Here is a 25067-nt window from a genome sequence, read left to right as displayed (position 1 = left end):
GGTATCCCTAGGCAGGGTCCGACTCCTGGCCGGTCGGGCGGAGGAGGCCTTTGAGGCGTTGCCCGGCCATGGGGTCGCCGTCGGCCTTGGCGATACGGAAGTAGTGGACCGCGAGGTGCTGGTGGACCTGCCCGAGGAGGGCGGCCGCCCCGGCCTCGCCCGCGTCGGCGGCGGCCGTGAGATGAGGAACCGCTTCCGCGTAGGCGACGCGGACGGCCAGGAGGCGGCCCAGCGCACCGGCGGCACGGGTGCTTCCGAGATCCGCGGCCTTGCGGTACCAGTCCTCGGCGGCCGCCGTGTCCCCTTCGTTTTCGGCAAGGAGGCCGAGCCACGTCATGGCAGGGGCGTCCCCGTTCGCGGCCTGGGGGGTGAGGATCAGCCGGAAGGCGGCCACAAAGCCGTCCAGTTCGGCCACGTCGTGGGGCTGCAGCTCGCGGTACGCACGGACCCACACCTTGTCCGGCACCGGCCCCGTCAGGGGCGAGCGGGCCGCGTCCGCGATCAGGGAGCCGTACGCCCGCCAGGTGCCTGGCCACTCGCCCGGTACGAGCAGTCCGGTCACTCCGTGCCGGGGCTCGGTGGCCCAGGCGAGCGCCTCCTCGAAGCTCTCGCTGTCGGCGTCGGCCGCCTCCGGGCCGTACTCCTCCTGGACCTGGCTCAGCAGCTTCGGTGTGACGCCCCGGGTGAGCCCGCACCGCGCGAGATCGATCGCGGCGCGCACCAGGAGGTGCCCCAGCGGATTCCTGCGGGCCGCCCTGCGCCACTCGTCCCACAGCTCCGGGCCGACCGCCAAGTACTCGGTGACGTCCCGCTCTCCGCGCCACCGCGCGGCGTCCACGAGGCGAGGGTCAGCTGCCTCTGCGAGCCGCGCGAGCTCCGGTTCGCTCCAGCGGGAGTTCAGCTGGACCGTGCCCGCGCCGCTCAGGACGCGGGACGCCGGGCCGCCGCCGAAGCGGTGGGTGTCGTACGCCTCGTCGCTCATCGTGGCGAGGACGAGCACGCCCTCGTGGGCGAGTTGAGCGAGGAGGCCCGCGGTCAGGCCGTGTTCACCGAGGTGGCCCTCCAGGTCGTCGAGCCACACCACATACGTCTGGGTGCGGTCGCGGCCCCGCAGCTGGGCCGGGATGTCGCGCAGGTCCGTCCCGGGGTGCGGGGTGTGGACCCGGGCGCCGTCGCCGACATTCCGGTGGAGCAGCGCCCAGGCCGCCGTCATCGTCTTGCCCGACAGCGGCTCACCCGTGACCACGACCAGGCCGCCCCCCTCCAGCGCGCCCGCGATCAGGGTGTTCAGCTCGTCGTCGCAGTCCCGGGCGACGTACGGCGGCAGGGCGGACTCGTCGCCGAACCGGCGCACGGGCCGCACGCCCAGCGCGGTCCGCCGCAGCTGGTCGGCGCGGGGCCAGCCGTCGGCGGACGCGGTCCGGGGCCCGTAGTTGTTCTGGACGCCGATGACGGGGCCCGGGCCGTTGAAGGTGCCGCTGCTGAAGTCGACGTGGTCCTTGGGGGTGGGCGAGCCATTGATGGTGACCGAACCGACGGAACGCGCCATGGCGACCTGTTCCACCGAGCCGCCCGATACCTCGTTGCAGACCTGCGGACTGCCGTCCGCGAGTGGCCCGAACTCCTCGACGATGTCCCGCAGTTCAGCGGCAGCTCTCGGGTGCTGACTCAGCAGACGGTTCAGCTGCGCCCGCCACTCGGCCTCCGCGCCGAGCGTCTGGTCCTGGTCGCCGGAGAGCAGCTCCGCCCTGGTCTCGTCGAGTTGGGCCGCTTCGGCTTCCTCGGACCTCCCGTACAGCCGCGCGACGCTGTCCCGCATGGCCGCCCAGGCATCCGTCCCCATCGCCCCGGTGAGCGCCGCGCTCACCGCAGACAGAAGTTCCGCATCCATCAAGCCAAGCCTCCAGCCGCTTCAACTCGCCCTGAAGCAACGGTACTGAGCCCGCGCACCTTCGGCGCTACTCAGACTCCTCGGCCGGTGCGGACATTCCCGCCCGCAACGTGTTCAGGTAAAGCGCCGCATCCCGGTGGCCCGCATCGGCGGCTTGGCGGTACCACTCGGCGGCCTGGCGCTCGCGGCCCGGCTTCAGTACGAGATGGGCCAGCTGGAAGGCCGCCTCCGCGTCGCCCGATTCCGCGGCCTTGGCCAGCCAGTGGCGGGCGCGGTCGCGGTGCAGTTTGCCCAGCGTGACGTATGCAGCCTCCACGCCCGCCTCCGCGGCGAGCTCCAGGTAGGGGATCGCCTCCGCCTTGGCGCCGCGGTTGGCGAGGATCTGGCCCAGGGCGTTGCAGGAACGGAGGTCGCCGAGGTCGGCCGCCTTACGGTGCCAGCTCTCCGCCTCGACCACGTCGCCCTCCCAGTGCGCGAGGGCGCCGAGCCCGTACATGGCGGTCAGGTCCCCGCCGTCGGCGCGCGGAAGCATGACGGCGCGGAACGACGCGACGACAGTGTCGGTGTCGAGCCCGTGGGTGCGTGCTCCGGCCACCGCCTCACCCCACACCGTGTCCGGCACCGGCTCCGTCTCGGGCCACCGGACGGCGTCCGCGACGAGTGAGCCGTACGCCCGCCAGGTGTCCGGCTGCTCACCGCGCACGAGAAGTCCTGTGACCCCGTTCCGAGGTTCGGCCGCCCAGGCCAGGGCCGCATCGAAGTCCTCGTCCGTGAGGTCCAGTTCGCCGTACCTGGCACACGTTTCCCGCAGCAGGACCTGCGGGATGTCCGCCGTGATCCCGCACCGGGCGAGGTCCACGGCCGCGCGCACCACGAGGTGCCCGAAGGGGTTGCCCTGGCGGGCCCTGCGCCACTTGTCCCACAGCTCCGGGCCCAGCACGAGGAACTGGGTGATGCCGCTTTCGCCGCGCCACTCACGGGCGTCCACCAGGCGGGGGTCGTCGAACAGCGCGAGTCGCGTCAGTTCCGTCTCGCTCCAGTCGTGGCTCAGCTGGACGGTGCCGCCCGCGCCGCCGAGGACACGGGACGTCGGGCCGCCGCCGAACCGGTGGGTGTCGTAGTCGCCGTCGTTCATCGTGGCGATGACGAGGATCCGCTCGTGGACGAGCTGCGCCAGCAGGCCCGCGGTGAGGCCGTGTTCACCGAGGTGGTCCGCCAGGTCGTCGAGCCAGACGACGTGCGTGCCCTCGCTGTCACGGCCCCGGAGCTGGGCCGGCAGGTCCCGCAGGTCGGTGCCCCGCGGGGCGACGTGGACCCTGGCGTCGTCGCGCACGGCCCTGCGGAGTGCCGCCCAGGCCGTCCTGGTCTTGCCGGAGAGCGGCTGGCCCGTGACGACGACGAGGCCGCCGTTGAGCAGGGCGCTCCGCACCAGACCGCTGAGTTCGGCGTCGCAGTCCCTGGTGACGTACGGCGGCACGGTCGGCTCGGCGGCGAACCGCCGTGTGGGGTGAACGCCCATGGCCAGGCGGCGGAGCCGGGTGATGCGGGGCCAGTCGGCAGCCATCGCGCGGGCCGTCGGCGACGGGGCTCCGTAGTGGTTGTGCTGGACGCCGATGGCGGGGCCGTTGAAGGTGCCATCGCGGAAGTCGATGTGGTCCTGGGCGGTGCCGGGGGCGGCGTTGACGGTGAGCGAGTCGATGCGGCCCGACTGGAGAACCACGCCGTCCGTGACACCGCCCGACACGGTGTTGCGCACCTGCGGGCCGGCGTCCGCGAGCGGCGCGAACTCGGCCACGATGCTGCGGAGTTCGGCGACCGAGCTGGGGTTGGACACCAGCAGGCGCGCAAGCCGCCCTTGCCACTTGCGCGCTCGCACCGCTGCGGGGTCAGGCCCCCGGGCGCCGAGCCAGCCCTCGCTCAGTCCCGCGTCTTTGAGGTGATGCGCCACCCGAGCGGAGACTTCCTGCCACTTGTCGGTCCGGGAAGCCGCCATCAGCGCCTGGGCCGCGGACGCCGCAAGCTCCTCCAACTCCGGTTCCACGCAAGCCCCCACGCATCTCGAACTGCCCTACCTCAAAGGTACTAAGCCCCCGCCCTCTCAGCGGCCCGAACCGCATCCCGGTAAGCCCGCGCGGCAACCCGCAGCGCCGCCTCCGGATCAACCCCGTCCGCCTCGGCCCGCAGGGCCAGGGCAAGCAGCTCATAGCCGACGCCCTCCCCTGAAGGCACCGTCACCTCAAGCCCCGCAGTCCGCGCCCGCGAGGCCAGCTTCGCCGCCAGCGCGAGGCCCGGCTGGCCCAGCGGGATACCCTCCGTCACCGATGAGCGCTGCTTCTCCTCCGCCTTCGTGCGCAGCCAGTGCGCCTTGACGTCCTCGGGGGTGTCCGCCGAGTCGTCGCCGAAGACATGCGGGTGGCGGTGGATGAGCTTGTCGACGATGCCGCCCGCCACGTCGTCCACGGAGAAGGGGGACTCCGGGTCCTCCTCGGCGATGCGGGCGTGGAAGACCACCTGGAGCAGGACGTCCCCGAGCTCCTCCCGCAGCTCGTCCCTGTCCCCCACCTCGATCGCCTCGACCAGCTCGTACGCCTCCTCGATCCCGTACTTCGCCAGGCCCTTGTGCGTCTGCTGGGACGACCAGGGGCATTCGCCCCGGATCTGGTCCATGACCTGCACCAGGTCCAGGAGCCGCGCGCCCGGCAGGTCGTACGACGCCGGGAGCAGCTCCAGGTCCGGCATCGCGATCCGGCCCGATCCCGCGAGGCGGGCCAGGCCGTCCGTCAGGGGGCGGTCGCCCTCGGCGGTGGCGATGACCAGGACCGTGCGGCCGCCGGCGCAGGCGTCCACCAGTTCCTGGGCCGTGGGCGACGCCTGCTCCACGCGCACGCCCGCCTCGCGCAGATACGGCAGCTGCGGATGCGTCGCGTCGGCGCACAGGACCGCGTCCGCCCCGTGCAGGGCCTGCCAGGCGGGCCAGGAGAGCAGGCCGGGGGCCACCCGGTGGCTGGTGGTGAGGAGGATGACGCGGCCGGGGGCGTCGGCCGGGGGCGTGGTTTCGTTCACCCGTCGAACGTAACCCACGGCACTGACAGCACTACTGCCTACGCCTGCCTGGGCCCCGCCGCCGCGTCCTCGGACACATCGCGAACCCACGGCGTCTTCGTGTCGGCGCGCTTGGACTTCTCCACGTCCCACGTGCCGTACCGCGGGTTCAGGTCGACGTCCAGCTTCTTGGAGGCCGCGGACAGTGCCTTCCAGAAGGCCGCCTGGCCCTCGGGGGAGTTCATGTCCGCGCCCAGGGTCTTGGCCAGCTTCTGCGCCTCGATCTCCGTACGGAGGCTGTCCTCCAGGCGGGACGGGGCGACGCTGTACTGCTGCAGCCAGCCCTGTTCGAGGGCCTTCTTGCCGCCCGCCTGCTGTTCGAGGCCCGCTCTCATCGTCTGGATCTCGCGGCGGGACACGTCCACGCCCGCGTCGGTCGCCGCCTGGTGCAGGACCTTGTCCAGGACCATCGTGTGCAGCGTGCTGCGGGTGAGGCCGCCGGACTTGGCGATGGCCTGCTCGTACTGCTGGTCGTCCGGGACGGCGGCGCGCTGCGCGTCGCGCACCTCGTTCACCCGGCCCTCCAGCTGCGCGACCGTGATGCGGTCGTCGCCCACGACGGCCGCGGCACCGGGGTGGGCTTCGCTGCCGCAAGCGGTCAGGAGCGGGGCCGCGGCGATGGCGGCTACGGAGAGGGCGAGCGCGGTGCGACGGCGGCGGTGCAAGTGAGCCTCCCGAGGAGATTGTGAAGACACTGCGGCGCGCAGCGCCTCCACCGGGGGTGGTGGTCGGGCGACGGGCGGGCGCACAAAGTCTTGCGGTGATCGATGTTAGGCAGTGGTCGGTCTATCGGCCACCTATTCGACCAACGATTCCGCAAGAGTTCGGGCACCCACGCCCGTCAGCCCGTCACTACCCGCGCACTTGTCCGAGCCACTGCAACGTACGCCGGATCTCCGCCGGGAACGGATGACCGACCCCGTGCATCCGCTCGGCGTCCAGGAGCAGCCGCGCCAGGGTGTCGTGGGCGGCGGGGCGGTCGCCGAGGGCGAGGAGCAGGTGGCCGATGCGGCGGCGGATCTCCAGGGGGCGTTCGCGGTCGTCCGAGGCGTAGCGGTTCTCGTAGTACGGGAGGAGCGCGCGGTACTCGGCGAGGGCCGCCGCCGGTTCGCCGAGCTGCTCCAGGCACTGCGCCGCCTCGTAGCGGAACTGGAGGGAGTGCGGGTCGGCCTGGCCCGACTCGGCGGCGCGTTCGTCGGCGAGGCGGCGCAGTTCGGGCAGGGCGCGGCGGTACTGGCCGTCGTCCATCAGCGTCGCCGCGTACTGCTTGCGCAGGGAGCGGACCACCGGGGAGTGCTCGCCGTGCTTGGCGGCGGCCGCGGGCAGGATCGAGCCGAGGATGTCGACCGCCTGCGTGATGCGGCCCTCGCCGAGCAGCCGCTTGACCTCGTCGACCGCGTGCACGACGTCCGTCTGGCTGCCGGGGCTGCCGGGGCCCTGGCGCTGGTCGGGCTGGTTCGGCGGGAGGGCCGGGGCCGACGCCGGTGTCGCCGCGCGGTCGGGCCACGGGGCCTGCGGGCGCAGGAAAGGGCGGGTGGGGTCGAGCGGGCCGCCGGTGGGGATGCCGCGCGCAGGGAGCAGCGGGGCCAGTTCCTCGTAGACCTCCTGGGCGCTGCCGTGGCGGTGCTGGGGGTCCTTGGCGAGGAGCCGCAGGACCAGGTTCTCCAAGGCCTCGGGGACCTCGGCGCGCAGCCGGCGGACCGGGAGCGGCGGTTCGTAGAGGTGGCGGTGGAGCACGCCGAGCGCGGTCGAGCCGGAGAACGGGACGTCGCCGCTGAGGAGTTCGTGGAGCAGGACGCCCAGGGCGTACAGGTCGGTGTACGGGCCCACCGCGCCGCCCATCGCCTGCTCGGGGGCCATGTACGCGGGGCTGCCGATGGGTGAGCCGGTGTGGGTGAGGCGGGTGGTGTCGGTGTCCATCACCGAGGCGATGCCCAGGTCGAGGATGGAGACCGTGCCGTCCTGCTTGACCATCACGTTCCGCGGCTTCAGGTCGCGGTGCACGATCGGCACGGCGTGCACCGCGGAGAGCACGGCGCACAGCTGCGCGGCGATCGCGACGGCCCACTGCCAGGGGTAGGGGTCGTGTTCGGCGAGATGGTCGCCGAGGTCGGCCCCGTCGACGTACTGCATGACGAGGAAGAGGTCCTCGCCCTCGGTGCCCGCGTCATGGACGGTGACCAGGCCCGGGTGGTCGACCTGTGCGGTGACGCGGCACTCGCGCACGAAGCGGCGGCGCAGCTCCTCCGCCTCGGCGCCCGCGACCCGGTCGGGGCGCAGGAGCTTGACCGCGACGCGGCGGTCGAGGCGTTGGTCGTACGCCGTCCAGACCTGGCCCATGCCGCCCTGGCCGATGAGCGTGGAGAGTTCGTAGCGTCCGGCTACGACACGGCCCCCGATCCCCAGTGTCACGGTCAGCTGCCGCCTTCCTGCTTGCGCAGGTAGTCACTGAGCTCGTCGAGCTCGGCCTGTACTTGGTGGATGCGGGCCGGTGCGGGACGCGTGGGCGGCGGCGGTGTCTGCTGGACCGGCGGCTGGTGCAGCTGTGTGGGCTGGAGGTGGACGGGGGCGGGACCCTGCTGCTGCGGATAGCCGTAAGCGGTCTGCGGCTGCTGCGGTACGTAGCCCGTGAATTGCGCTCGGCGGTACGGGCTGAAGTGGCGTATGTCCGCGAACAGGTAGTAGGCGACGGCCGCCACCAGCGTGCTCAGGAGGATCACCATGCCCGCGTTGCCGGGGCCCTGGAACTCGTCGGCGCCCGGGTCGACGCCGATCAGCACGACGGCCGTCACGTCGAGTGCGGCCACGATCCCGAACAGGACCCAGTCGTAGGACTTGCGGGTCACGATCGCGAGCCGCAGCAACGCGCCCCACGCCGCCAGGCCGCAGGTCACGACGGCGAGGACCACGAACAGCACGCGCAGCGTCACATGGGTGCCGCCGGAGGGCGGCGGCGGTTGCTGCGGCGCGTAGCCGTGGCCGTGCATGGCTGCTCCTGGTGCCTGATGCAGCCGTACGTGCCCACGGGCGAACGCACGGCCGGAAGTCGAAATACGAACGGATGCAGATTCGAGCGTATAGGCCGACAAGGAGAACCGGTCCCGGGTTGTACCGAACCGTTGCCGTACTGGTCACGTCCTGATCGCGGCCGGTCCGGAACCCGGTCGCCTCACTCCGGCGGAAGCGTCCCGTCCGTCAGTCCGTCGTGCAACCCCCGCACCAACTGCTCGCCCAGGCGGCCCGCGAGCCGCAGGGTGTCCTCGAAGGCGGCGAGCGCGCGGAACCGCTCGCCATAGCCGTGCTGTCCGTCGAGCGGCAGGCGGGGCACCTGGAGGCGGCGGATGTCGAGCCGGGCCGCGGTGGACGCGTAGCTGCTGGCCTGGCGGTTGTTGGCGGTGCCGCGCAGGAATCCGGCGAGGAACCACGGGTCGATGGCGGCCGGGTCGGGCCGCAGGAGGGTGAGGCCGCGGCCGAGCACGGCGCCCGCAGTGGCCTCGTCGACGACGCGGGCGGCGGTGCCGCCGCCGGACACCGGGATGACGACATCGCCGGTCTCGGTCACCACGGAGTCTGCTGTCAGCGGGTCGACAGATCCGGAGGGTGTCATTCCGGCGAGCACGTCGTGCTCGGTGAGCACCCGGCTGCCGGGAGCTCCCGAGCCCGTTCCGGTACGCAGCGACAGCGCCCCGGAGCGGGCGAGTTCCCCCACCGTGGTGAGCGGCCACCGAACGGCACCGGCGGGCTCGGCCTGCGGCGGCAGCAGATCGGCGGTCCGCCGCACCGCGTCGCCGAGCCGTTCGCGCACCGCCGTCAGCTGCTCGGTGCCGCCGCCCGCCGCCGGTGGCGGCAGGCGCCGGGCGGGGGCCAGGTCGACCTCGTCGTCGAGGAGTTCGAGCACCGGCACGGCGCGGGCGAGGCCGGGCCGCTCGTCGAGGGTGCCGTGCCTCTCGAAGTGGCGCCAGACGTCGAGGACGGCGTCCTGCACCGGCCGCCAGGCCTGCCGGTCCCTGCCGTCGGGGGCGGCGAGCCCCGCCGTCTCGACCAGGAGCAGCTCGGGCGAGGCCGGTGTGTTCGGCACGGGGCGGCTCAGGACCCAGATGTGCAGCGGGATGTTGTACGGGGGCGCGGCGCCCGCGGGCAGCGCGAGCACGGCGCGCAGGGCACCGCGGCGCAGGAGATCGGCGCGCACCCGGCGTCCCGAGCGGCGGGACGCGGCGGCGGGCGGCATCAGGATGACGGCGGTGCCGCCGTCCTTGATGCGGGCCAACGCGTGCTGGACCCAGGCGAGTTCGGACTCCGTGCGGGCCGGGAAGCCGTACTCCCAGCGGGGGTCGTAGGCGAGTTCGTCGTGCCCCCAGTTGCGTTCGTTGAACGGCGGGTGGCACAGCACGGCGTCAACCCGCGCGTCGGCGAAGGCGTCCGCGCGCAGGGTGTCGGCGGCGGCGCCGCGCACGGTGGCGTCGGAGTGCAGGGCGAGCCTGAGCGCGGTGAGGGCGGCGAGTTCGGGGGCGGCGTCCTGCCCGTACAGGCGCTGTTCGGGGCGGGGCGGGACGGCGCGCAGCAGGGCTCCGGTGCCGCAGGCCGGGTCGAGGACGGTCCGCGCGGGGGCTGCGATCTCGGCGAGTGCGGCCATCAGCTCGGCGGGGCCTGCCGGAGTGAGCGTGTACTGGCGGGGGTTGGCGTCGATATGCCGGCCGAGCAGGAACTCGTACGCCTGCCGTGCGCCCAGCTCGGTGGCGAGTTCCGCGACACCTCTCAACAGCGGGACAGAGGGCAGCAGTTCGGCGGCCCGCGGAATGCGCACGACTCCCGGACCGCCCCCGAAGCGCGGGGCGACGACCCCTTCCAGCTCCCCCGGAAGCAGCTGGGCCATCCGCTCGTCCGACACCGCGCTGACCTTGAGCCAGCCGGGATGACGATCGCGTACGAGAAGCAGGGCGCAGCCCGCGTGCAGCAGGGCGGGCACGGGGCCCGCCGGATGCCCTGCGAGCTGCTGCCAGACCTTCTCCCGGAGCGGGACCTCGCCGAGTTTGCCCTGGATGCGCAGCCACTCCTCGACCGCGGTGAGCGCGAAGGAGGGGCTGGTCTCGGTGCCGCCGACGGGCTTGGGGAAGTCGGCGTGCCTGCGGCGCCAGTTGCTGACGGCGGCGCGGCCGACCCCGGCGAGCCGGGCGATCCCGGCGGCGGTCACCTCTGTCGCGTTGTCCCGCACCGAACCGGCTCCCCTCAGTCCACTGCCCCACCGCGCGTGGTCGCGTCGCGGCGCTGTGGCGCCGAGCATACCCGCGCATGCGGCACCGCCCACTTCACGGCGTTAACTCACCATCCACCCAATCGCATGTTGACTCGGTTCACAGGCTCTGCTGAGATGACGTCAGCACTTTGACGAGCTCCTGTGGGGGGAACTTCCATGCATCGCACCACTTTTGTCGCCGTCTGCCTGGCCGCAGCGGCGACCGTCGGCCTGACGGCCTGCGGCACCGAATCCGGCAACGCCGGGGACAAGGCCGGGGAAAAGGCCGAGAAGGCCGAGCCCAAGGGCCCGTTCGCCGGGATGTCCGGCGCCGAGATCGCCGACAAGGCCGTCAAGACGACCTCAGACGCCAAGTCGCTCCGCGTCGCGGGCAAGGTCACGGACGAGGAGACCGGTCTGGACTCGATGGACATGGCCCTCGACACCAGCGGCAAGTGCGCGGGCGCGATCAGCACGACCGACGAGGGCTCGATGGAGCTGATCGTCCCGGGCGGCACCGTCTACATGAAGTACGACGAGAAGTTCCTGCGCGCGCAGAGCAAGGGTGAGCCCGCCGCCGACACCCAGGCCGCGGTGGACATGCTCGCGGACCGTTGGGTGAAGACGAAGGCGACGAGCTCCGACGCGAAGGACATCGCCGGGTTCTGTGACCTCGACGTCCTGCTCGCCGACTTCAAGGACGTCAACTCCGCGGCCCACAGGGGCGGCACGACCACGGTCGACGGCACCCCGGCGATCAAGCTCACCGAGAACGACGGCAAGGAGAAGTACACGCTCTACGTCGCCACGGAGGGCAAGCCGTATCTGCTGAAGGTCGACCAGACGACCGGCGGTAAGCCCGAGTCCCTGACGTTCAGCGACTACGACAAGCCCGTGAAGACGACGCCGCCCACCGGCGACGTGCTCGACCTGGACGAGCTGGCGGGCTGACAGCTGGCGGGCCAGCCCTCACAGCACGTGCCGCACCCACACATTGGGCTCGACGTACACCGCATACCCACGCTCGGGCTCGCAGTGCACCGGCACAAGCGCGCCCGGCACCTCGACCGTCCCGGCGGTGTCGAACGGCAGCCCCGTCCACGCCCGCCACTGGGCGGTCGACCCGGACACCGTCATCGACGCGTGCGCCACCTTCTCGATGGTGCCGCCGGCGCGGACGTGCACCCGCAGCCACGGGTCGGCGGGCAGCCCGTCGTCCCGCTTGCGCTGCGCGTACGTGTCGATCTGCGCGGCCGGTTCCAGGTGCTTGGCGTTCGGGCGGACCGGGGCGACGACCTGGGAGAAGCCGCGGGCGCGTGCGTTCTCGCGCATCGCGGCGAGCATCCGCCCGGAGACACCGTGACCGAGGTACTCCTTGGCCACGGTGATCTCGATCGCGCTCACCGTGTCGGGCTTCCTGCCGTGCCGCAGGTCGGAGAACGCCCACAGCATGACCTGGTCCCAGCCGCCGTCCGGCAGCTCACCGCGGCCGTCGGCGCGCAGCGCGAACGGCACGCTGAACGCCTTGGCCACGACAGCGCCGCCCTCGTCCGTGGCGACCAGGACGTACTCGGGAAGATCCTTGACGATCCGCCCGATCATCGACCAGGCGATCGGGTCGTTCCCGATGAACTCCGGCCAGGTGTCCTCCATCTGCCAGAGGGGCGCCGCGAGTTCGGGGCGCTCGGCCAGGGTCGTGATCTTCAGGTCCATGCGGGGGAACCTAGCGGGCTCGGACCGGTCTGTTAAGTGGTTTTCTTCCGGCTGCGCGCGGGGCGCCTCCTCAGCGCGCGTGGAAGCGCCCCGGTGCCGTCGTCGGATTGCCGCCGGACGGCAGCTTCTCCTGGGGGCAGTCCGAGAGGACCCGCTTCATCGCGTCGCGCTCGGCGCCCGTCACCCACACCCCGTACTTCTTCTTCACCGCGACCTGCCGGGCCACATACGCGCACCGGTAGCCCTTGTCGGGCGGCAGCCAGGTGGCCGTGTCGCCGTCGCCCTTGCCCCGGTTGGGGCCCGCGTCGACGGCAAGGAGGTTGAGCGGATCGTTGGCGAAGGCGATGCGCTTGCTCAGCTCCCAGCCGCCCGCGCCCTTCTGCCAGGCGTCCGAGAGGGCGACGAGATGGTCGATGTCGACCTTGCTCCGGCCGCGTACGAAGCTGACGTCCTTGCCGGTGTACGGGTCGGGCGCGAGCGTCCCCGAGGCCACGTCGCAGTCGCCGCCGTCCCGGAACTTCACGTCCTCCAGGTCGCGCTTGAGTATGTCGTCCCGGGTGCCGCAGCCGTTGGAGTCCGTGTCGGCCCAGGCGCTGCCGAACCGCTCCCGCTCGTAACCCGTCCTGGGCGCACGGCCCTTGACGGTGAGCGAGTCGACGGCGGCCAGCGCGGAGCCGGCCTCGGCGTCGGGGCCCGACGATCCGCCTTCGCCCTTCTCATCGGGGGTGCAGCCGGTGACGACGAGCAGCGCGAGCAGCGCGGCGGCCCGGATCCGGGTGGTACGGGTGGTGCGTCGGCTCACCGGGCGGCCACCGTGGCGCCGAGTGCGAGGGTGCCGGGGGTCACGACGTCCGCGTACACGCCGATGCACATGCCGCGCGTGGCGGTGAGGGTCTTCAGGACGCGGTTGTCTGCGGGCAGGCCGCGCTGGGCCTGGGTGGTCATCACGCAGCGCTCGATGCGCTCGGTGACCCGCAGCCGCAGCTCACCGCCGAAGTCGATCTCCCGGCCGACCCACTCCTCCTCCACCCACGGCTCGTCGGTCTCGACCACGATGTTCTTGCGCAGTCTGCGTACGTCGACGGGGTCGGCGTCGCCGAGCAGCTCGCCGAGCGCGCGCAGCGATGCGGTGCCGACGATCGAGACGCCGCCCGCGTCCTGATGACTGACGTCGCTCTCGCGCGCCAACTCCACGCCGGCGCCGAAGAGTTCCGCGGTCCGTGGATCCCCGGGCCGCAACGTTTCTCCGTCCGGCGTGGTGACGACGGGACCCTCGTCGTCGTACGCGGCGACATGCTCAAGGAGACCCGGCGTGCGCCGGAACCGCCGGCTGTTCTTGCCGCTCCCCAGCTTCCCGTCCTCGTACCGCAGGGCCCACAGCCGGTCCCCGACCACACCGCGCTCGTCGAAGACGAGTCGCTCGTGCGCCTCCCCCAGCATCGATTTCACCGGAAAACAGACGAGCCCCACAACGGCGCCGTGCGCCATGCCGCTTCCCCTCCCCTGAGCCGAATCTCGGTCTCCATCACGCTCCATCACGGCAACCGTAACGCGCGCGGGCAAGGGGCGGGGGCACCCGTGGCCACTTACACGCCGCCGGTTCCCGGCGTCCGCGCCGCCCCGGGCGCCGCATTACCTCGGACGTAATCGCGCCCGTCCGGCCCTCCCGGCACCATCGTCAGCACACCGCAACGAACCGCCGACCGCGAGGAGTTCGACATGACCGCCGAGAACGCCGAGCCCGCCGAGAACACAGCCGACGCCACCCGCGCCGCCGTCCAGGCCTTCCTCGGCCACCGGCTCGCGGGCGACACCGAGGGTCTCACCGCCCTCTTCGCCGACGAGGTCGACTGGCTGCTCGCCGAGAACCCGGCCGTGCCGTGGATCCGGCCGCGGACCACCGGCGCCCAGTGCGCCGCGCAGGCCGACGAGATGGCCGAGCACGTGATCCCGGAGAAGGGCGGCGCCACCATGGACGCGCTGATCGTCGAAGGCACCGACGCCGTCATCTTCGGCAGGCTCTGGGGCACCGTACGCAGCACCGGCAAGTCCTTCGATGGGCCGTTCGCCCTGCGCCTCACCGTCGAGGACGGGCGCATCACCCGCCACCACCTCTACGAGAACAGCCTGTCGATCGCCGCGGCCTGCACCCCCTGACCGCCCGCCGCACTTGACCCTGCCCCTAGCGGCAGGGTCCGACCATCACCGTCATGAGCCACCAAGAACCGCAGGACCACATCACCCGGACCGTGCTCGTCACCGGGGGCGGTACCGGCATCGGACGCGCCACCGCGCTCGCCTTCGCCGCCGAGGGGGCGCGGGTCGTCGTCGTGGGGCGGCGGGCCGAGCCACTCCACGAGACGGCGGCCGAGGGGGGCGGTCTCATCACGCCGCTCATCGCCGACATCACCGCCGACGGCGGACCCGAGCACATCGTCCGTACCGTCCTTGAGACCCACGGACGCCTGGACGTCCTGGTCAACAACGCCGGAGTCGTCCGCACCGCGAGCCTCGGCACCTACACCCGCGAGGTCATCGGCCTCCAGCTCGCCACCAACCTCGTCGCCCCCGTCCTGCTCACCCAGGCCGCGCTGGACGCCCTGGGCGAGAGCCGGGGCGTCATCGTGAACGTCACGACCGCCGTCGGGCAGCGCGGCTGGCCCGGCAACTCGCTCTACCCCGCCACCAAGTCCGCCCTCGAACTCCTCACCCGCGGCTGGGCCGTCGACCTCGCGCCCCGTGGCATCCGGGTCGCCGCCGTCGCACCCGGCGCGGTGGCCACGCCGATCGCCGACCACTCCGGATTCACGACCGAGGAGAAGGCGGCCATCCGGAAGTGGCAGATGGAGCACACCCCGATGGGGCGGGTCGGGCGGCCGGAGGAGGTCGCCTGGGCCATCACCCGGCTCGCATCGCCCGGCGCCTCGTTCATCACCGGCGTCGTGCTGCCGGTGGACGGTGGTGCCGTGGTCTCGTAGTGCCTCGTCGTGCGGCACGCCGCGTGATACGAAAAGCTCCGGCCGAAGGAGAACCGGAGAAGGGGGCCTTGCGGATGCGCATCGGGGAGCTTGCGGAGGTCACCGGGGCGACGCCTCGTGCGCTGCGGCATTACGAGGAGGCCGGGCTCATCGAGTCCGAGCGCGCCCACAACGGCTATCGGCTGTACGACGCCGAGCGCGCCGTCACGCGCGTCCGCAACATCCGCTTCCTCCTCGACGCCGGGCTCACCCTCGACGACGTACGCGTGTTCCTGCCCTGCCTGGACGGGGACATCGCCACCACAGAGCCGTCCGACCAGGGCCTGCGGGTCATCCTCGACCGCCTCGCCGTCATCGACCGGCGCATCGCCGCCCAGACGGAGGTCCGCGACCGCCTCGTGGAGAAGCTGGACCAGGCCACCGGCGGACGGATCCGTCCGGTGGCCTGAGCCGATCGCGTGCCTACGATCCGAGGATCGACGTGAGGAACTCCCCCACCCAGCCGAGGAGTTCGCGCCCGATCAACGGCTTTCCGCCGACCTTCGCCGTCTTCGGACGCGGGACGAGGACCTGGTGGGCGCTCTCCTTGATGACCGTGCCGGGGTAGAGGCGCTTGAGCCTGAGCTCCTGGGACTCCCGCAGCTCCACCGGTGCGAACCGGATGTTGTTGCCCTGCAGCACGATCTCGCCGACCCCGCACGCGCGGGCCAGCATGCGCAGGCCCGCCACCAGGAGGAGGTTCTCCACCGGCTCGGGCAACTTGCCGTAGCGGTCGGTGAGTTCCTCGCGCACCGCCTTGACGTCCTGCTCACTGCTCGCGGAGGCGATCGAACGGTAGGCCGCAAGGCGCAGCCGCTCGCCGGGTGCGTAGTCGTGCGGTACATGCGCGTCGACCGGCAGCTCGACCTTGACCTCCAGCGGCGGCTCCTCCTCCACGCCGCCCTCCAGCGAGGCGCGGTAGTCGGCCACGGCCTCGCCGACCATGCGTACGTAGAGGTCGAAGCCGACGCCCGCGATGTGTCCCGACTGTTCGCCGCCCAGGAGGTTTCCGGCTCCTCGGATCTCCAGGTCCTTCATCGCCACGTACATGCCCGCACCCATCTCCGTGTGCTGGGCGATGGTGGCGAGACGCTCGTGGGCCGTCTCCGTCAGGGGCTTCTCCGGCGGGTACAGGAAGTAGGCGTAGCCGCGCTCGCGGCCGCGGCCCACGCGGCCGCGCAGCTGGTGGAGCTGGGAGAGGCCGAAGTTGTCGCCGCGCTCGACGATCAGGGTGTTGGCGTTGGAGATGTCGATGCCGGACTCGACGATCGTCGTCGAGACGAGCACGTCGAACTTCTTCTCCCAGAAGTCCACCACGACCTGTTCCAGGGCCTGTTCGGACATCTGGCCGTGGGCGGTGGCGATGCGGGCCTCCGGCACGATGTCCCTGAGCCGGGCCGCCGCGCGGTCGATCGACTCGACCCGGTTGTGGATGTAGAAGACCTGGCCCTCACGCAGCAGTTCACGGCGGATCGCCGCGCCGATCTGCCTCTCCTCGTACGGGCCGACGAAGGTGAGCACCGGGTGGCGCTCCTCCGGCGGGGTGGTGATGGTCGACATCTCGCGGATGCCGGTCACGGCCATTTCCAACGTACGGGGAATCGGGGTCGCCGACATCGTCAGGACGTCCACGTTGGCCCGCAGCTTCTTCAGCTGCTCCTTGTGCTCGACGCCGAAGCGCTGCTCCTCGTCGACGATGACCAGGCCCAGGTCCTTGAACTTGGTCTCGGAGGAGAAGAGGCGGTGCGTGCCGATGACGATGTCGACCGAGCCTTCCCGCAGGCCCTCCAGGGTCGCCTTCGACTCCGTGTCCGTCTGGAAGCGGCTCAACGCCCGTGTCTTCACCGGGAATTGGGAGTAGCGCTCGGAGAACGTACCGAAGTGCTGCTGGACGAGGAGGGTCGTGGGGACCAGAACCGCGACCTGCTTGCCGTCCTGCACCGCCTTGAAGGCCGCGCGGACCGCGATCTCCGTCTTGCCGTAGCCGACGTCGCCGCAGATCAGGCGGTCCATCGGGACCGTCTTCTCCATGTCCTCCTTGACCTCGGCGATGGTGGTGAGCTGGTCGGGCGTCTCCACGTACGGGAAGGCGTCCTCCAGCTCGCGCTGCCAGGGGGTGTCGGGGGCGAAGGAGTGGCCGGGGGCCGCCATGCGGGCGCTGTACAGCTTGATCAGATCCGCGGCGATCTCCTTGACCGCCTTCTTCGCGCGGGCCTTCGTCTTCGTCCAGTCGGCGCCGCCCAGACGGTGCAGCGTGGGGGCCTCGCCGCCGACGTACTTGGTGATCTGCTCCAGCTGGTCGGTCGGGATGTAGAGCCGGTCGCCGGGCTGGCCGCGCTTGGCGGGGGCGTACTCGACGACCAGGTACTCGCGGGTGGCGCCCTGCACGGTGCGCTGGACCATCTCGATGTAGCGGCCGACGCCGTGCTGCTCGTGGACGATGTAGTCGCCGGACTCCAGGGTCAGCGGGTCGATCGTCTTGCGGCGGCGGGCGGGCATCCGCTGGCCGTCCTTGCCGGCCGCCTTCTGCCCCGAGAGGTCGGTCTCGGTGAGGACGGCGAGCTTGAGCGCGGGGTCGATGAAGCCGAAGTCGATGGAGCCGCAGGACACGTGCACGACGGACGGCGTGAGCTCGCTGAGGTCCGCGTCCAGGCGGGCCGCGATGCCCTCGCCGCCGAGGACCTCGACGGTGCGGGCGGCGGGGCCGTGGCCCTCGGTCACATAGATGGTGCGCCAGCCGTCGGCAAGCCAGCCCTTGGTGTCGGCGAGGGCCTTCGCGGTGTCGCCCCGGTAGGTCTCGGTGGCGTGCATGCCGAGCTTGAGGGTGTCCTCGTCGAGGTCCTCATCCGCCGCGAAGGGGGAGACCGACCACCACATCATGCCGAGGTCGCTCGCGTGGTCGCGGACGTCCGCGATGCCCCACAGCGAGGCCGCGCCCACGTCGATGGGGGCCTCGCCGCCGCCGGCGGTCGCGGCCCAGCTGGCCTGGAGGAACTCCTGGGAGGTCGCCACCAGGTCGGCGGCCCGGGTCCGGACCCGCTCCGGATCGCAGACCACGGCCATGGAGTCCTTGGGCAGGACGTCGAGCAGCAGCTCCATGTCGTCGACCAGGACCGGCGCGAGGGACTCCATGCCCTCGACGGCGATGCCCTCGGCGATCTTGCCGAGCAGTTCGCCGAGCTCGGGGTGGGCCTCCGCGAGAGCGGCGGCCCGCTCCCGTACGTCGTCGGTGAGCAGCAGCTCACGGCAGGGCGGCGCCCACAGGCCGTGCTCGGCGACTTCGAGGGAGCGCTGGTCGGCGACCTTGAAGTAGCGGATCTCCTCGACGTCGTCGCCCCAGAACTCGACGCGGAGCGGGTGCTCCTCGGTCGGCGGGAAGACGTCGAGGATGCCGCCGCGCACGGCGAACTCGCCGCGCTTCTCGACCAGCTCGACACGGGAGTACGCGGCTGCCGCGAGCGCCTCGACGGTCTCGTTCAGGTCGGTGGTCTGACCCTGGCGCAGGGCGACGGGCTCCAGGTCTCCCAGACCCTTGACCTGCGGCTGGAGGACGGAGCGCACGGGGGCGACGATGACGGAAACGGGCCCGGTCTCGGGGTCGTCCGCGCGGGGGTGCGCGAGGCGGCGCAGGACCGCGAGGCGGCGGCCGACGGTGTCGGAGCGGGGCGAGAGGCGCTCGTGCGGGAGCGTCTCCCAGGAGGGGTACTCGACGACTCCGTCCGGCGGGATGATCGTGCGCAGGGCGGCCGCCAGGTCCTCGGCCTCGCGGCCGGTCGCCGTCACGGCGAGCACGGTGCGCCGTGTCTCGCGGGCAAGGGCGGCCACAGCGAACGGACGGGCAGCAGGCGGCCCGACCATATCGATGGCCATGCGGTTGCCGTCCCTCCCGGCCTTGACCGCTTCGGCGAGGGCCGCGTCCTTGACGACAGCGTCGAGCAGACCGTGCAGGCTCATGTGGGCTTTCGCTTTCCGTCCAGGTTCGGGGGCGCGCGGGAGGGCAACGCGAACCGCCCGGCAACGTCATACGGGCCGGGGGGCCTCCAGCGTACGACTCCGCAGTGACAGCCGCTGGCCGTCGGGCGCATGAGCCGCGGCAGCAGGCGGCCCCCGGCAGGCGCGAAGCCCGCCGGGGGCCGATTCCCCGCACCCCCGTAGCGGGAGCTATTCGGTGGCGATGGCGTTCAGGACGTTCATCCGGCCCGCCCTGAAGGCCGGGACCAGCGCCGCGAACAGGCCCACGAACGCCGAGCCGATGAAGACCGTGATGATCGTCGGCCAGGGGATCTCCAGGACCTTCAGGCCCTCCAGGGCGAGCAGCTGCTGCGCCGTGGCGCCCCAGCCCATGCCCAGGCCCAGGCCGAGCAGCGCGCCGAAGAGGGCGATGACCACCGACTCCATGCGGATCATGCGGCGCAGCTGGCGGCGCGAGAGGCCGATGGCCCGCATCAGGCCGATCTCGCGGGTCCGCTCGACGACCGAGAGGGCCAGGGTGTTCACGACACCCAGGATGGCGACGATGATCGCGAGGGCCAGCAGGCCGTAGACCATGTTCAGCATCTGGCCGACCTGGTCCTTCAGCGTCTCCTTGAAGTCGGTCTGGTCCATGACCTTGTACTGCGGGTAGTCCGCCATGGACGCCTTCAGCGACTTGTACGCCGCGTCCTGCTGCCCCTTCTCCGCCTTGGCGAACATGATCTCGTTCGGCGGCATCCGGTCGGCGGGCACGTACTGCGCGGCGGTCGAGATGTTCACGTACATCGCGCCCGAGTCGATCGTGGCGTCGCTCGAGGTGATGGCCCGGACCGTGATCTCGCCCGTCCTGCCGCGGTCGAAGGCGAGCTTCACCTTGTCGCCGACGGTGATGCCGTGGTCCTTGGCGAAGTCCTCGCCGACCGACATGGAGTCCGGCTTGTAGGCGTCGGCGAGCTTGCCCGCGACCGTCTCGCTGCGCACATCCTGCGCGTACGTCGCGTCGGCGGCGCTCAGGCCGACCTCCTTCGCGACCTTGCCGTTCGCGGCCGTCAGGTCGGCCTTGATCTCCTTGTACCGGGTGATGTGGGCGACGTGGTCGGCCTTCTCCAGGGACTTCGCGGCCTTCGGGGTGATCGCCTGGGTGTTGTCGGACTGGATGATGAAGTCCGCGCCGACCGACTTGTCGAGCTCGTCCGTGGCCGAGGCGACCATCGAGGAGCCGACCACGGAGAGGCAGGCGACAAGCGCGAGGCCGATCATCAGGGCCGCGCCGGTGGCGCCGGTGCGGCGCGGGTTGCGCAGCGCGTTGCGCTCGGCCATCCGCCCGATGGGGCCGAACATCCGAAGGAGTACGGCGCTGATGACGCGGACCACGCCGTTGGCGAGAACCGGGCCGATGACGACGAAGCCGATGAGGGTGAGGACGACACCGCCGCCGAGGAAGAGCGAGCCGTCGCTCGCCTTGTCCGCCTGGGACGCGGCGTACAGGCCGTAGCCGCCGGCGCCGGTGAGGACCAGGCCGATCACCGCGCGCAGCGCGCTCGCCCTGCCGTCGGCCGGGGTTCCCGCGTCGCGCAGCGCGGCCATCGGGGAGACCTTGCCGGCCCGTCGTGCGGGGAGGTAGGCGGCGAGGACGGTGACGACGACGCCGAGGACCATGCCCACCACGGGGGTCGTCCACTTGACCGTGAGGTCCTGGGTGGACAGCTCCATGCCCATGCCGGACATCAGCTGCATCAGGCCGACGGCGAGCCCCACGCCCGCGCCGACACCGAGGACCGAGCCGAAGACGCCGAGCAGCAGCGCCTCGACGAGCACGGAGCGGTTGACCTGCTTGCGGCTGGAGCCGATGGCGCGCATCAGGCCGATCTCGCGGGTGCGCTGGGCGACCAGCATCGAGAAGGTGTTGATGATGAGGAAGATGCCGACGAGGAAGGCGATCCCGGCGAAGCCGAGCATCGCGTACTTCATCACGTTCAGGAAGCCGCTGACGCTCTCGCGGTTGTCGTCCGCGCTCTCCTTCTGCGTCTTGACCTTGTACGCGGAGGCGTCCGCGCCCATCGTGTCGGTGACGTTCCGCTTGAGCGCCGCGTCGCTGACGCCGGCCTCGGCGGAGACGTTGACGTGCGTGAACCGGCCGGTGATGCCGAGCAGTTCGCGCTGCGCGGTGGCGGTGTCGAAGTAGACGATCGCGGCACCGGGGTTGGTCACCTTGAAGGTGGCTATGCCGGAGATCTTGGCGGTGTGGTCGCCGGAGACGGCGATCGTGCGCAGTTCGTCGCCGATCTTCAGGTCGTGCTTGTCGGCGGTGTCGGCGTCGATCATCACGTCGGTGGGGCCGCGCGGGGCGTGCCCGAAGGTGATGTCCATCGAACGCAGGTCGTTGCGCGTCCAGTTGCCCGCGATGGTCGGGCCGCCGTTGGTGGGACCGACGTTCTCCTTCTCGGAGTTGACGACGGTCACGCTCTCGCTGCTGACCGCGCCCTCGGCGGACTTCACGCCGTCCGCCTTCTTCGCCTGGCCGACGACCGATGCGGGCATCGACTCGGGCTTGCCCGTGTCGGGCCGGTCACCGGGGTCCGTCGCGGACTTGGAGGTGACGGTGACGTCGGCGGACGTCGCGGCGAAGAGCTTGTCGAACGTCGTGTTCATCGTGTCGGAGAAGACGAGCGTGCCGCAGACGAACGCCACCGAAAGGACCACGGCCACCGCGGAGAGCGCCATGCGGCCCTTGTGCGCGAAGAAGTTGCGCATCGAGGTCTTGAGGACGGTCATGACGTACGCCCCCGCGCGTCGAAGTCCTTCATGCGGTCGAGGACCGTCTCGGCGGTCGGCGCGTACATCTCGTCGACGATCCGTCCGTCGGCGAGATAGAGCACCCGGTCCGCGTACGAGGCGGCCACCGGGTCGTGCGTGACCATCACGATGGTCTGGCCGAGCTCGGTCACCGAGCGGCGCAGGAAGCCCAACACCTCTGCCCCGGCACGGGAGTCGAGGTTTCCTGTCGGCTCGTCGCCGAAGATGATCTCAGGACGGGAAGCGAGCGCGCGGGCCACGGCGACGCGCTGCTGCTGACCGCCGGAGAGCTCGGTCGGGCGGTGCTTGAGGCGCCCCGCAAGGCCCACCGTCTCGACGACCTGGTCGAGCCAGCCGCGGTCGGGCTTGCGCCCCGCTATGTCCATCGGGAGCGTGATGTTCTCGATGGCGTTGAGCGTCGGGAGGAGGTTGAACGCCTGGAATATGAAGCCGATCCGGTCCCGGCGCAGCTGCGTGAGCTTCTTGTCCTTCAGGCCGGTGATCTCGGTCTCGTCGAGGTAGATCTGCCCGGAGGACACGGTGTCGAGGCCCGCGAGGCAGTGCATCAGGGTCGACTTTCCGGAGCCGGAGGGACCCATGATCGCGGTGAACTGCCCGCGGGCGATGTCCACGTCGATCTCGTCGAGCGCCACGACCCGGGTCTCCCCGGATCCGTACGCCTTCACGACCTGGCGCGCCCGTGCCGCCACGGCCGTACGCCCTCCAGTGCCCCCGTGCCTGGGAATGGTTACAGCCGATGTCACGGTAAGTCTCCTAAGTCGGTTACGCGGTGGGTCAGGCGTGTTCGCTACGCATAAAGAGTCTGGTCGGCCGAGGGGGTCTCGCGCGCTGGTGCCCGGCGCAGTCTTTTACTGGGGAAAACCCCACCCCTGGAACTGTGGTTCTTCCGCCCCCGAGGCCGATTGGTCCGCCCCCGTCGGCATAAAGCCAATCTAAGGACGGGTCCTGGCCTTCTCGTCCTCCAGCGGTACGAACGATCCCCGGTCCGTAGTACGGAGGTTCCCCTAGGGGATCTCCACCCGCCGGTGGAGCCGGACTCGGGGATCACTCCACCCCCGTACCGACCGGATACCGCCCCACCTGCCGAGAAGGTCTCCACCCCCTGCCCCCACCACGCATCGGGTGAGAAGGTGGCCCGGAGAAATTACGTGCAGGGGGAAGGAATCTCGGTGGGCACTGACGACATACGACGCCGCGGCCCCGTCGTCGCCGCGCTCATGCTCGCCATGGCCCTCGCGGCCCTGGACTCCACGATCGTCTCGACCGCCATCCCGCAGATCGTCGGCGACCTCGGCGGCTTCTCCGTCTTCTCCTGGCTCTTCTCCGGCTATCTGCTCGCCGTCACGGTCACCCTGCCCATCTACGGCAAGCTCTCCGACATCTTCGGCCGCAAGCCCGTCCTCATCGCGGGCAGCATCCTCTTCCTGATCGGCTCCGCCCTCTGCGCGAGCGCCTGGAACATGGGGGCGCTGATCGCCTTCCGCGTCGTACAGGGCCTGGGCGGCGGCGCGCTGCAGGGGACGGTGCAGACACTCGCCGCCGACCTCTATCCGCTGGAGGAACGTCCCAAGATCCAGGCCAAGTTGTCCACCGTGTGGGCCGCATCGTCGATCGCGGGACCGGCCCTGGGCGGCCTGATCGCCGCGTACGCCGACTGGCGCTGGATCTTCCTGATCAATCTGCCCATCGGGGCGGTGGCCCTGTGGCTGATCGTGCGCCATCTGCACGAGCCGGAGCGCGCGGCGGCCACCGCCCGGGGGCGCACCGACTGGGCGGGCGCGCTCGCCGTCTTCGCCTGCGGCGGCGTCCTGCTCACCGCGCTCGTACAGGGCGGCGTCGCCTGGGGCTGGCTGTCCGCGCCCTCGCTCGCGCTCTTCGCGGCGGGCCTCGCGCTCGCGGCCGCCGTCGTGGTCATCGAGCGGCGGGCGGCCGAACCGATCCTGCCGGGCTGGGTCTGGCGGCGCCGCACCATCGCCGCCGTCAATCTCGCCCTGGGCGCGCTCGGCCTCCTGATGGTTGCCCCGACGGTCTTCCTGCCGACGTACGCACAGTCCGTGCTCGGCCTCGCGCCGATCGCCGCCGGGTTCGTGCTCTCCGTGATGACGCTGAGCTGGCCGGTCTCGGCGGCCCTGAGCCAGCACGTGTACCGCAGGATCGGCTTCCGCAACACCGCGATCCTCGGCATCGGCGCGGCCGCGCTCCTCCTCTTCGCCTTCCCGCTGCTTCCCTATCCGGGGCAGGCCTGGCAGCCCGCCCTGATCATGCTGCTGCTCGGCGCGGCGCTCGGCCTCTTCCAACTCCCGCTGATCGTCGGGGTGCAGTCCACCGTCGGCTGGTCCGAACGCGGCACGGCGACCGCGTCGATCCTCTTCTGCCGGCAGATCGGCCAGACCCTGGGCGCCGCGCTCTTCGGGGCGATCGCCAATTCAGTCCTCACCTCGCGGCTCGGCGGCGCGGGCTCCCTGGACTCGGTCGCCCACGCCCTGGAGGACCCGGCGTCCGTCGCCGACCCCGAACGGCTGCGCCGCGCGGTCGACTCCGCCGTCGACACGGTGTACGTGGGGGCCGGGTGTGCGGCGGTAATCGCCCTGCTCGTACTGGTATTCCTCGCGCCCCGACGGTTTCCGGTAATCGGCGCGAAGGCCCCGGAGAACGGGGAAAATACCGGCCCCACGCCGCGTGAACGCCCCGTGAATAAACCGGCCGAATAAACCGACCCAGCAGTATGTCCAAACCCCTTCGCAGCCCCGCTACTTACAAGTAACGTGCTCGGTCCTCACCTCTCCCTCCCTGCGGTCCCGCACCGGACCGACGCCGCGCAAGGAGAACCGGGATGCCGCACCGTCACCACCCTCAACACCCTCAGCAGCCCCATCCCTCTCAACAGCCGTATGAATCAAGCCAGTTGCAGCAACCGCAGCAGCCGAAAGGTCAGGCACAGCAGCCATATCCGGCAGGGCAGCCACGGCACGCTCAACCGCCACAGCAGCCGCGCGACCCTCGACCGCCGCAGCAGGCACAGCAGCCGCACCGCGCTCAGCAACCGCAGCAGCCCTATGAGCCGGAGCAGCGGGAAGAGCCGGAGCGGCCAGAGCCCCAACGGCCGTACCAGCCGCAGCAGCCACGCCACGCCCAACCGCCGCAGCAGGCCCAGCAACCGAGCCGCGCTCAGCAACCGCAGCAGCCCTATGAGCCGGAGCAGCGGGAACAGCCGGAGCGGCCAGAGCCCCAACGGCCGTACCAGCCGCAGCAGCCACGCCACGCCCAACCGCCGCAGCAGGCCCAGCAGCCAGAGCCGCAGCCGCAGAGCCAGCCCCAACGG

At 71.5% G+C, this 25067-nt stretch carries 19 protein-coding genes; 5 read left to right on the top strand and 14 right to left on the bottom strand.

The features are described from left to right. Positions 1-7: 7 nt before the first annotated feature. The 7 genes from OG453_RS08480 to OG453_RS08450 form a co-directional block, all read right to left on the bottom strand. Positions 8-1891: a sel1 repeat family protein gene (locus tag OG453_RS08480; protein WP_266866067.1), complete on the bottom strand. Its 1884-nt coding sequence runs from the start codon at positions 1889-1891 to the stop codon at positions 8-10. A gap of 67 nt (positions 1892-1958) precedes the next feature. Continuing rightward, positions 1959-3932 (bottom strand): tetratricopeptide repeat protein, encoded by a 1974-nt coding sequence (locus OG453_RS08475; protein WP_266866065.1) that lies wholly within the window; start codon positions 3930-3932, stop codon positions 1959-1961. 41 nt (positions 3933-3973) lie between these two features. Then, on the bottom strand, positions 3974-4954 hold the full coding sequence (locus OG453_RS08470; RefSeq protein WP_266866063.1) for a nucleoside triphosphate pyrophosphohydrolase: 981 nt from the start codon (positions 4952-4954) through the stop codon (positions 3974-3976). A gap of 38 nt (positions 4955-4992) precedes the next feature. Further along, positions 4993-5658: a SurA N-terminal domain-containing protein gene (locus OG453_RS08465; RefSeq protein ID WP_266866061.1), complete on the bottom strand. Its 666-nt coding sequence runs from the start codon at positions 5656-5658 to the stop codon at positions 4993-4995. Positions 5659-5845: 187 nt separating this feature from the next. Continuing rightward, positions 5846-7405 (bottom strand): serine/threonine-protein kinase, encoded by a 1560-nt coding sequence (locus tag OG453_RS08460; RefSeq protein ID WP_323178617.1) that lies wholly within the window; start codon positions 7403-7405, stop codon positions 5846-5848. Positions 7406-7407: 2 nt separating this feature from the next. Continuing rightward, positions 7408-7980, bottom strand: coding sequence for a hypothetical protein (locus OG453_RS08455; RefSeq protein WP_266866059.1), 573 nt, complete (start codon positions 7978-7980; stop codon positions 7408-7410). Between the two features lie 182 nt (positions 7981-8162). Further along, positions 8163-10205 (bottom strand): N-6 DNA methylase, encoded by a 2043-nt coding sequence (locus tag OG453_RS08450; protein WP_266866057.1) that lies wholly within the window; start codon positions 10203-10205, stop codon positions 8163-8165. Positions 10206-10403: 198 nt separating this feature from the next. Between OG453_RS08450 and OG453_RS08445 the strand changes: the two genes are divergently transcribed. Then, the gene (locus OG453_RS08445) at positions 10404-11177 is read left to right on the top strand and encodes a hypothetical protein (protein ID WP_266866055.1); all 774 of its coding nucleotides are present in this window, start codon (positions 10404-10406) and stop codon (positions 11175-11177) included. Between the two features lie 18 nt (positions 11178-11195). Here OG453_RS08445 and OG453_RS08440 read toward each other — a convergent pair whose 3' ends face one another. The 3 genes from OG453_RS08440 to OG453_RS08430 all read right to left on the bottom strand — a co-directional run bounded on the left by OG453_RS08440 (position 11196) and on the right by OG453_RS08430 (position 13427). Then, entirely contained in the window at positions 11196-11939 is a 744-nt protein-coding gene (locus OG453_RS08440) for an N-acetyltransferase (RefSeq protein WP_266866053.1), read from the bottom strand. A gap of 70 nt (positions 11940-12009) precedes the next feature. Then, the gene (locus tag OG453_RS08435; protein WP_266866051.1) at positions 12010-12741 is read right to left on the bottom strand and encodes an HNH endonuclease family protein; all 732 of its coding nucleotides are present in this window, start codon (positions 12739-12741) and stop codon (positions 12010-12012) included. After that, complete coding sequence (locus tag OG453_RS08430; protein WP_266866049.1) at positions 12738-13427, bottom strand: MOSC domain-containing protein; 690 nt, start codon at positions 13425-13427, stop codon at positions 12738-12740. The genes OG453_RS08435 and OG453_RS08430 overlap by 4 nt, the downstream gene beginning before the upstream one ends. Positions 13428-13658: 231 nt before the next feature. On the opposite strand from OG453_RS08430, the gene OG453_RS08425 reads away from it, so the two are divergent. From OG453_RS08425 to OG453_RS08415, 3 genes are all read left to right on the top strand, one after another. Further along, positions 13659-14096: a nuclear transport factor 2 family protein gene (locus OG453_RS08425; RefSeq protein WP_266866047.1), complete on the top strand. Its 438-nt coding sequence runs from the start codon at positions 13659-13661 to the stop codon at positions 14094-14096. A 53-nt stretch (positions 14097-14149) separates the two neighbouring features. After that, on the top strand, positions 14150-14917 hold the full coding sequence (locus tag OG453_RS08420; RefSeq protein WP_266866045.1) for an SDR family NAD(P)-dependent oxidoreductase: 768 nt from the start codon (positions 14150-14152) through the stop codon (positions 14915-14917). A 74-nt stretch (positions 14918-14991) separates the two neighbouring features. Next, positions 14992-15366, top strand: a complete 375-nt coding sequence (locus OG453_RS08415) for a MerR family transcriptional regulator (RefSeq protein ID WP_266866043.1) — start codon at positions 14992-14994, stop codon at positions 15364-15366. 13 nt (positions 15367-15379) lie between these two features. Here OG453_RS08415 and mfd read toward each other — a convergent pair whose 3' ends face one another. The 3 genes from mfd to OG453_RS08400 form a co-directional block, all read right to left on the bottom strand. Beyond that, entirely contained in the window at positions 15380-18910 is a 3531-nt protein-coding gene (gene mfd, locus OG453_RS08410) for a transcription-repair coupling factor (RefSeq protein WP_266866041.1), read from the bottom strand. A 207-nt stretch (positions 18911-19117) separates the two neighbouring features. Next, complete coding sequence (locus OG453_RS08405) at positions 19118-21703, bottom strand: ABC transporter permease (RefSeq protein WP_266866039.1); 2586 nt, start codon at positions 21701-21703, stop codon at positions 19118-19120. Next, positions 21700-22488, bottom strand: a complete 789-nt coding sequence (locus tag OG453_RS08400) for an ABC transporter ATP-binding protein (RefSeq protein WP_266866037.1) — start codon at positions 22486-22488, stop codon at positions 21700-21702. Before OG453_RS08400 ends, OG453_RS08405 begins: the two co-directional genes overlap by 4 nt. Before the next feature lie 474 nt (positions 22489-22962). On the opposite strand from OG453_RS08400, the gene OG453_RS08395 reads away from it, so the two are divergent. Next, entirely contained in the window at positions 22963-24456 is a 1494-nt protein-coding gene (locus OG453_RS08395; protein WP_266869754.1) for an MFS transporter, read from the top strand. Positions 24457-24641: 185 nt separating this feature from the next. Here OG453_RS08395 and OG453_RS08390 read toward each other — a convergent pair whose 3' ends face one another. Then, positions 24642-25064, bottom strand: a complete 423-nt coding sequence (locus tag OG453_RS08390) for a hypothetical protein (RefSeq protein ID WP_266866035.1) — start codon at positions 25062-25064, stop codon at positions 24642-24644. Between the last annotated feature and the right edge of the window lie 3 nt (positions 25065-25067).

The sequence above is a fragment of the Streptomyces sp. NBC_01381 genome (assembly GCF_026340305.1).
Taxonomy (GTDB): Bacteria; Actinomycetota; Actinomycetes; order Streptomycetales; family Streptomycetaceae; genus Streptomyces.
This window is presented reverse-complemented; position numbering and strand designations above follow the sequence as displayed.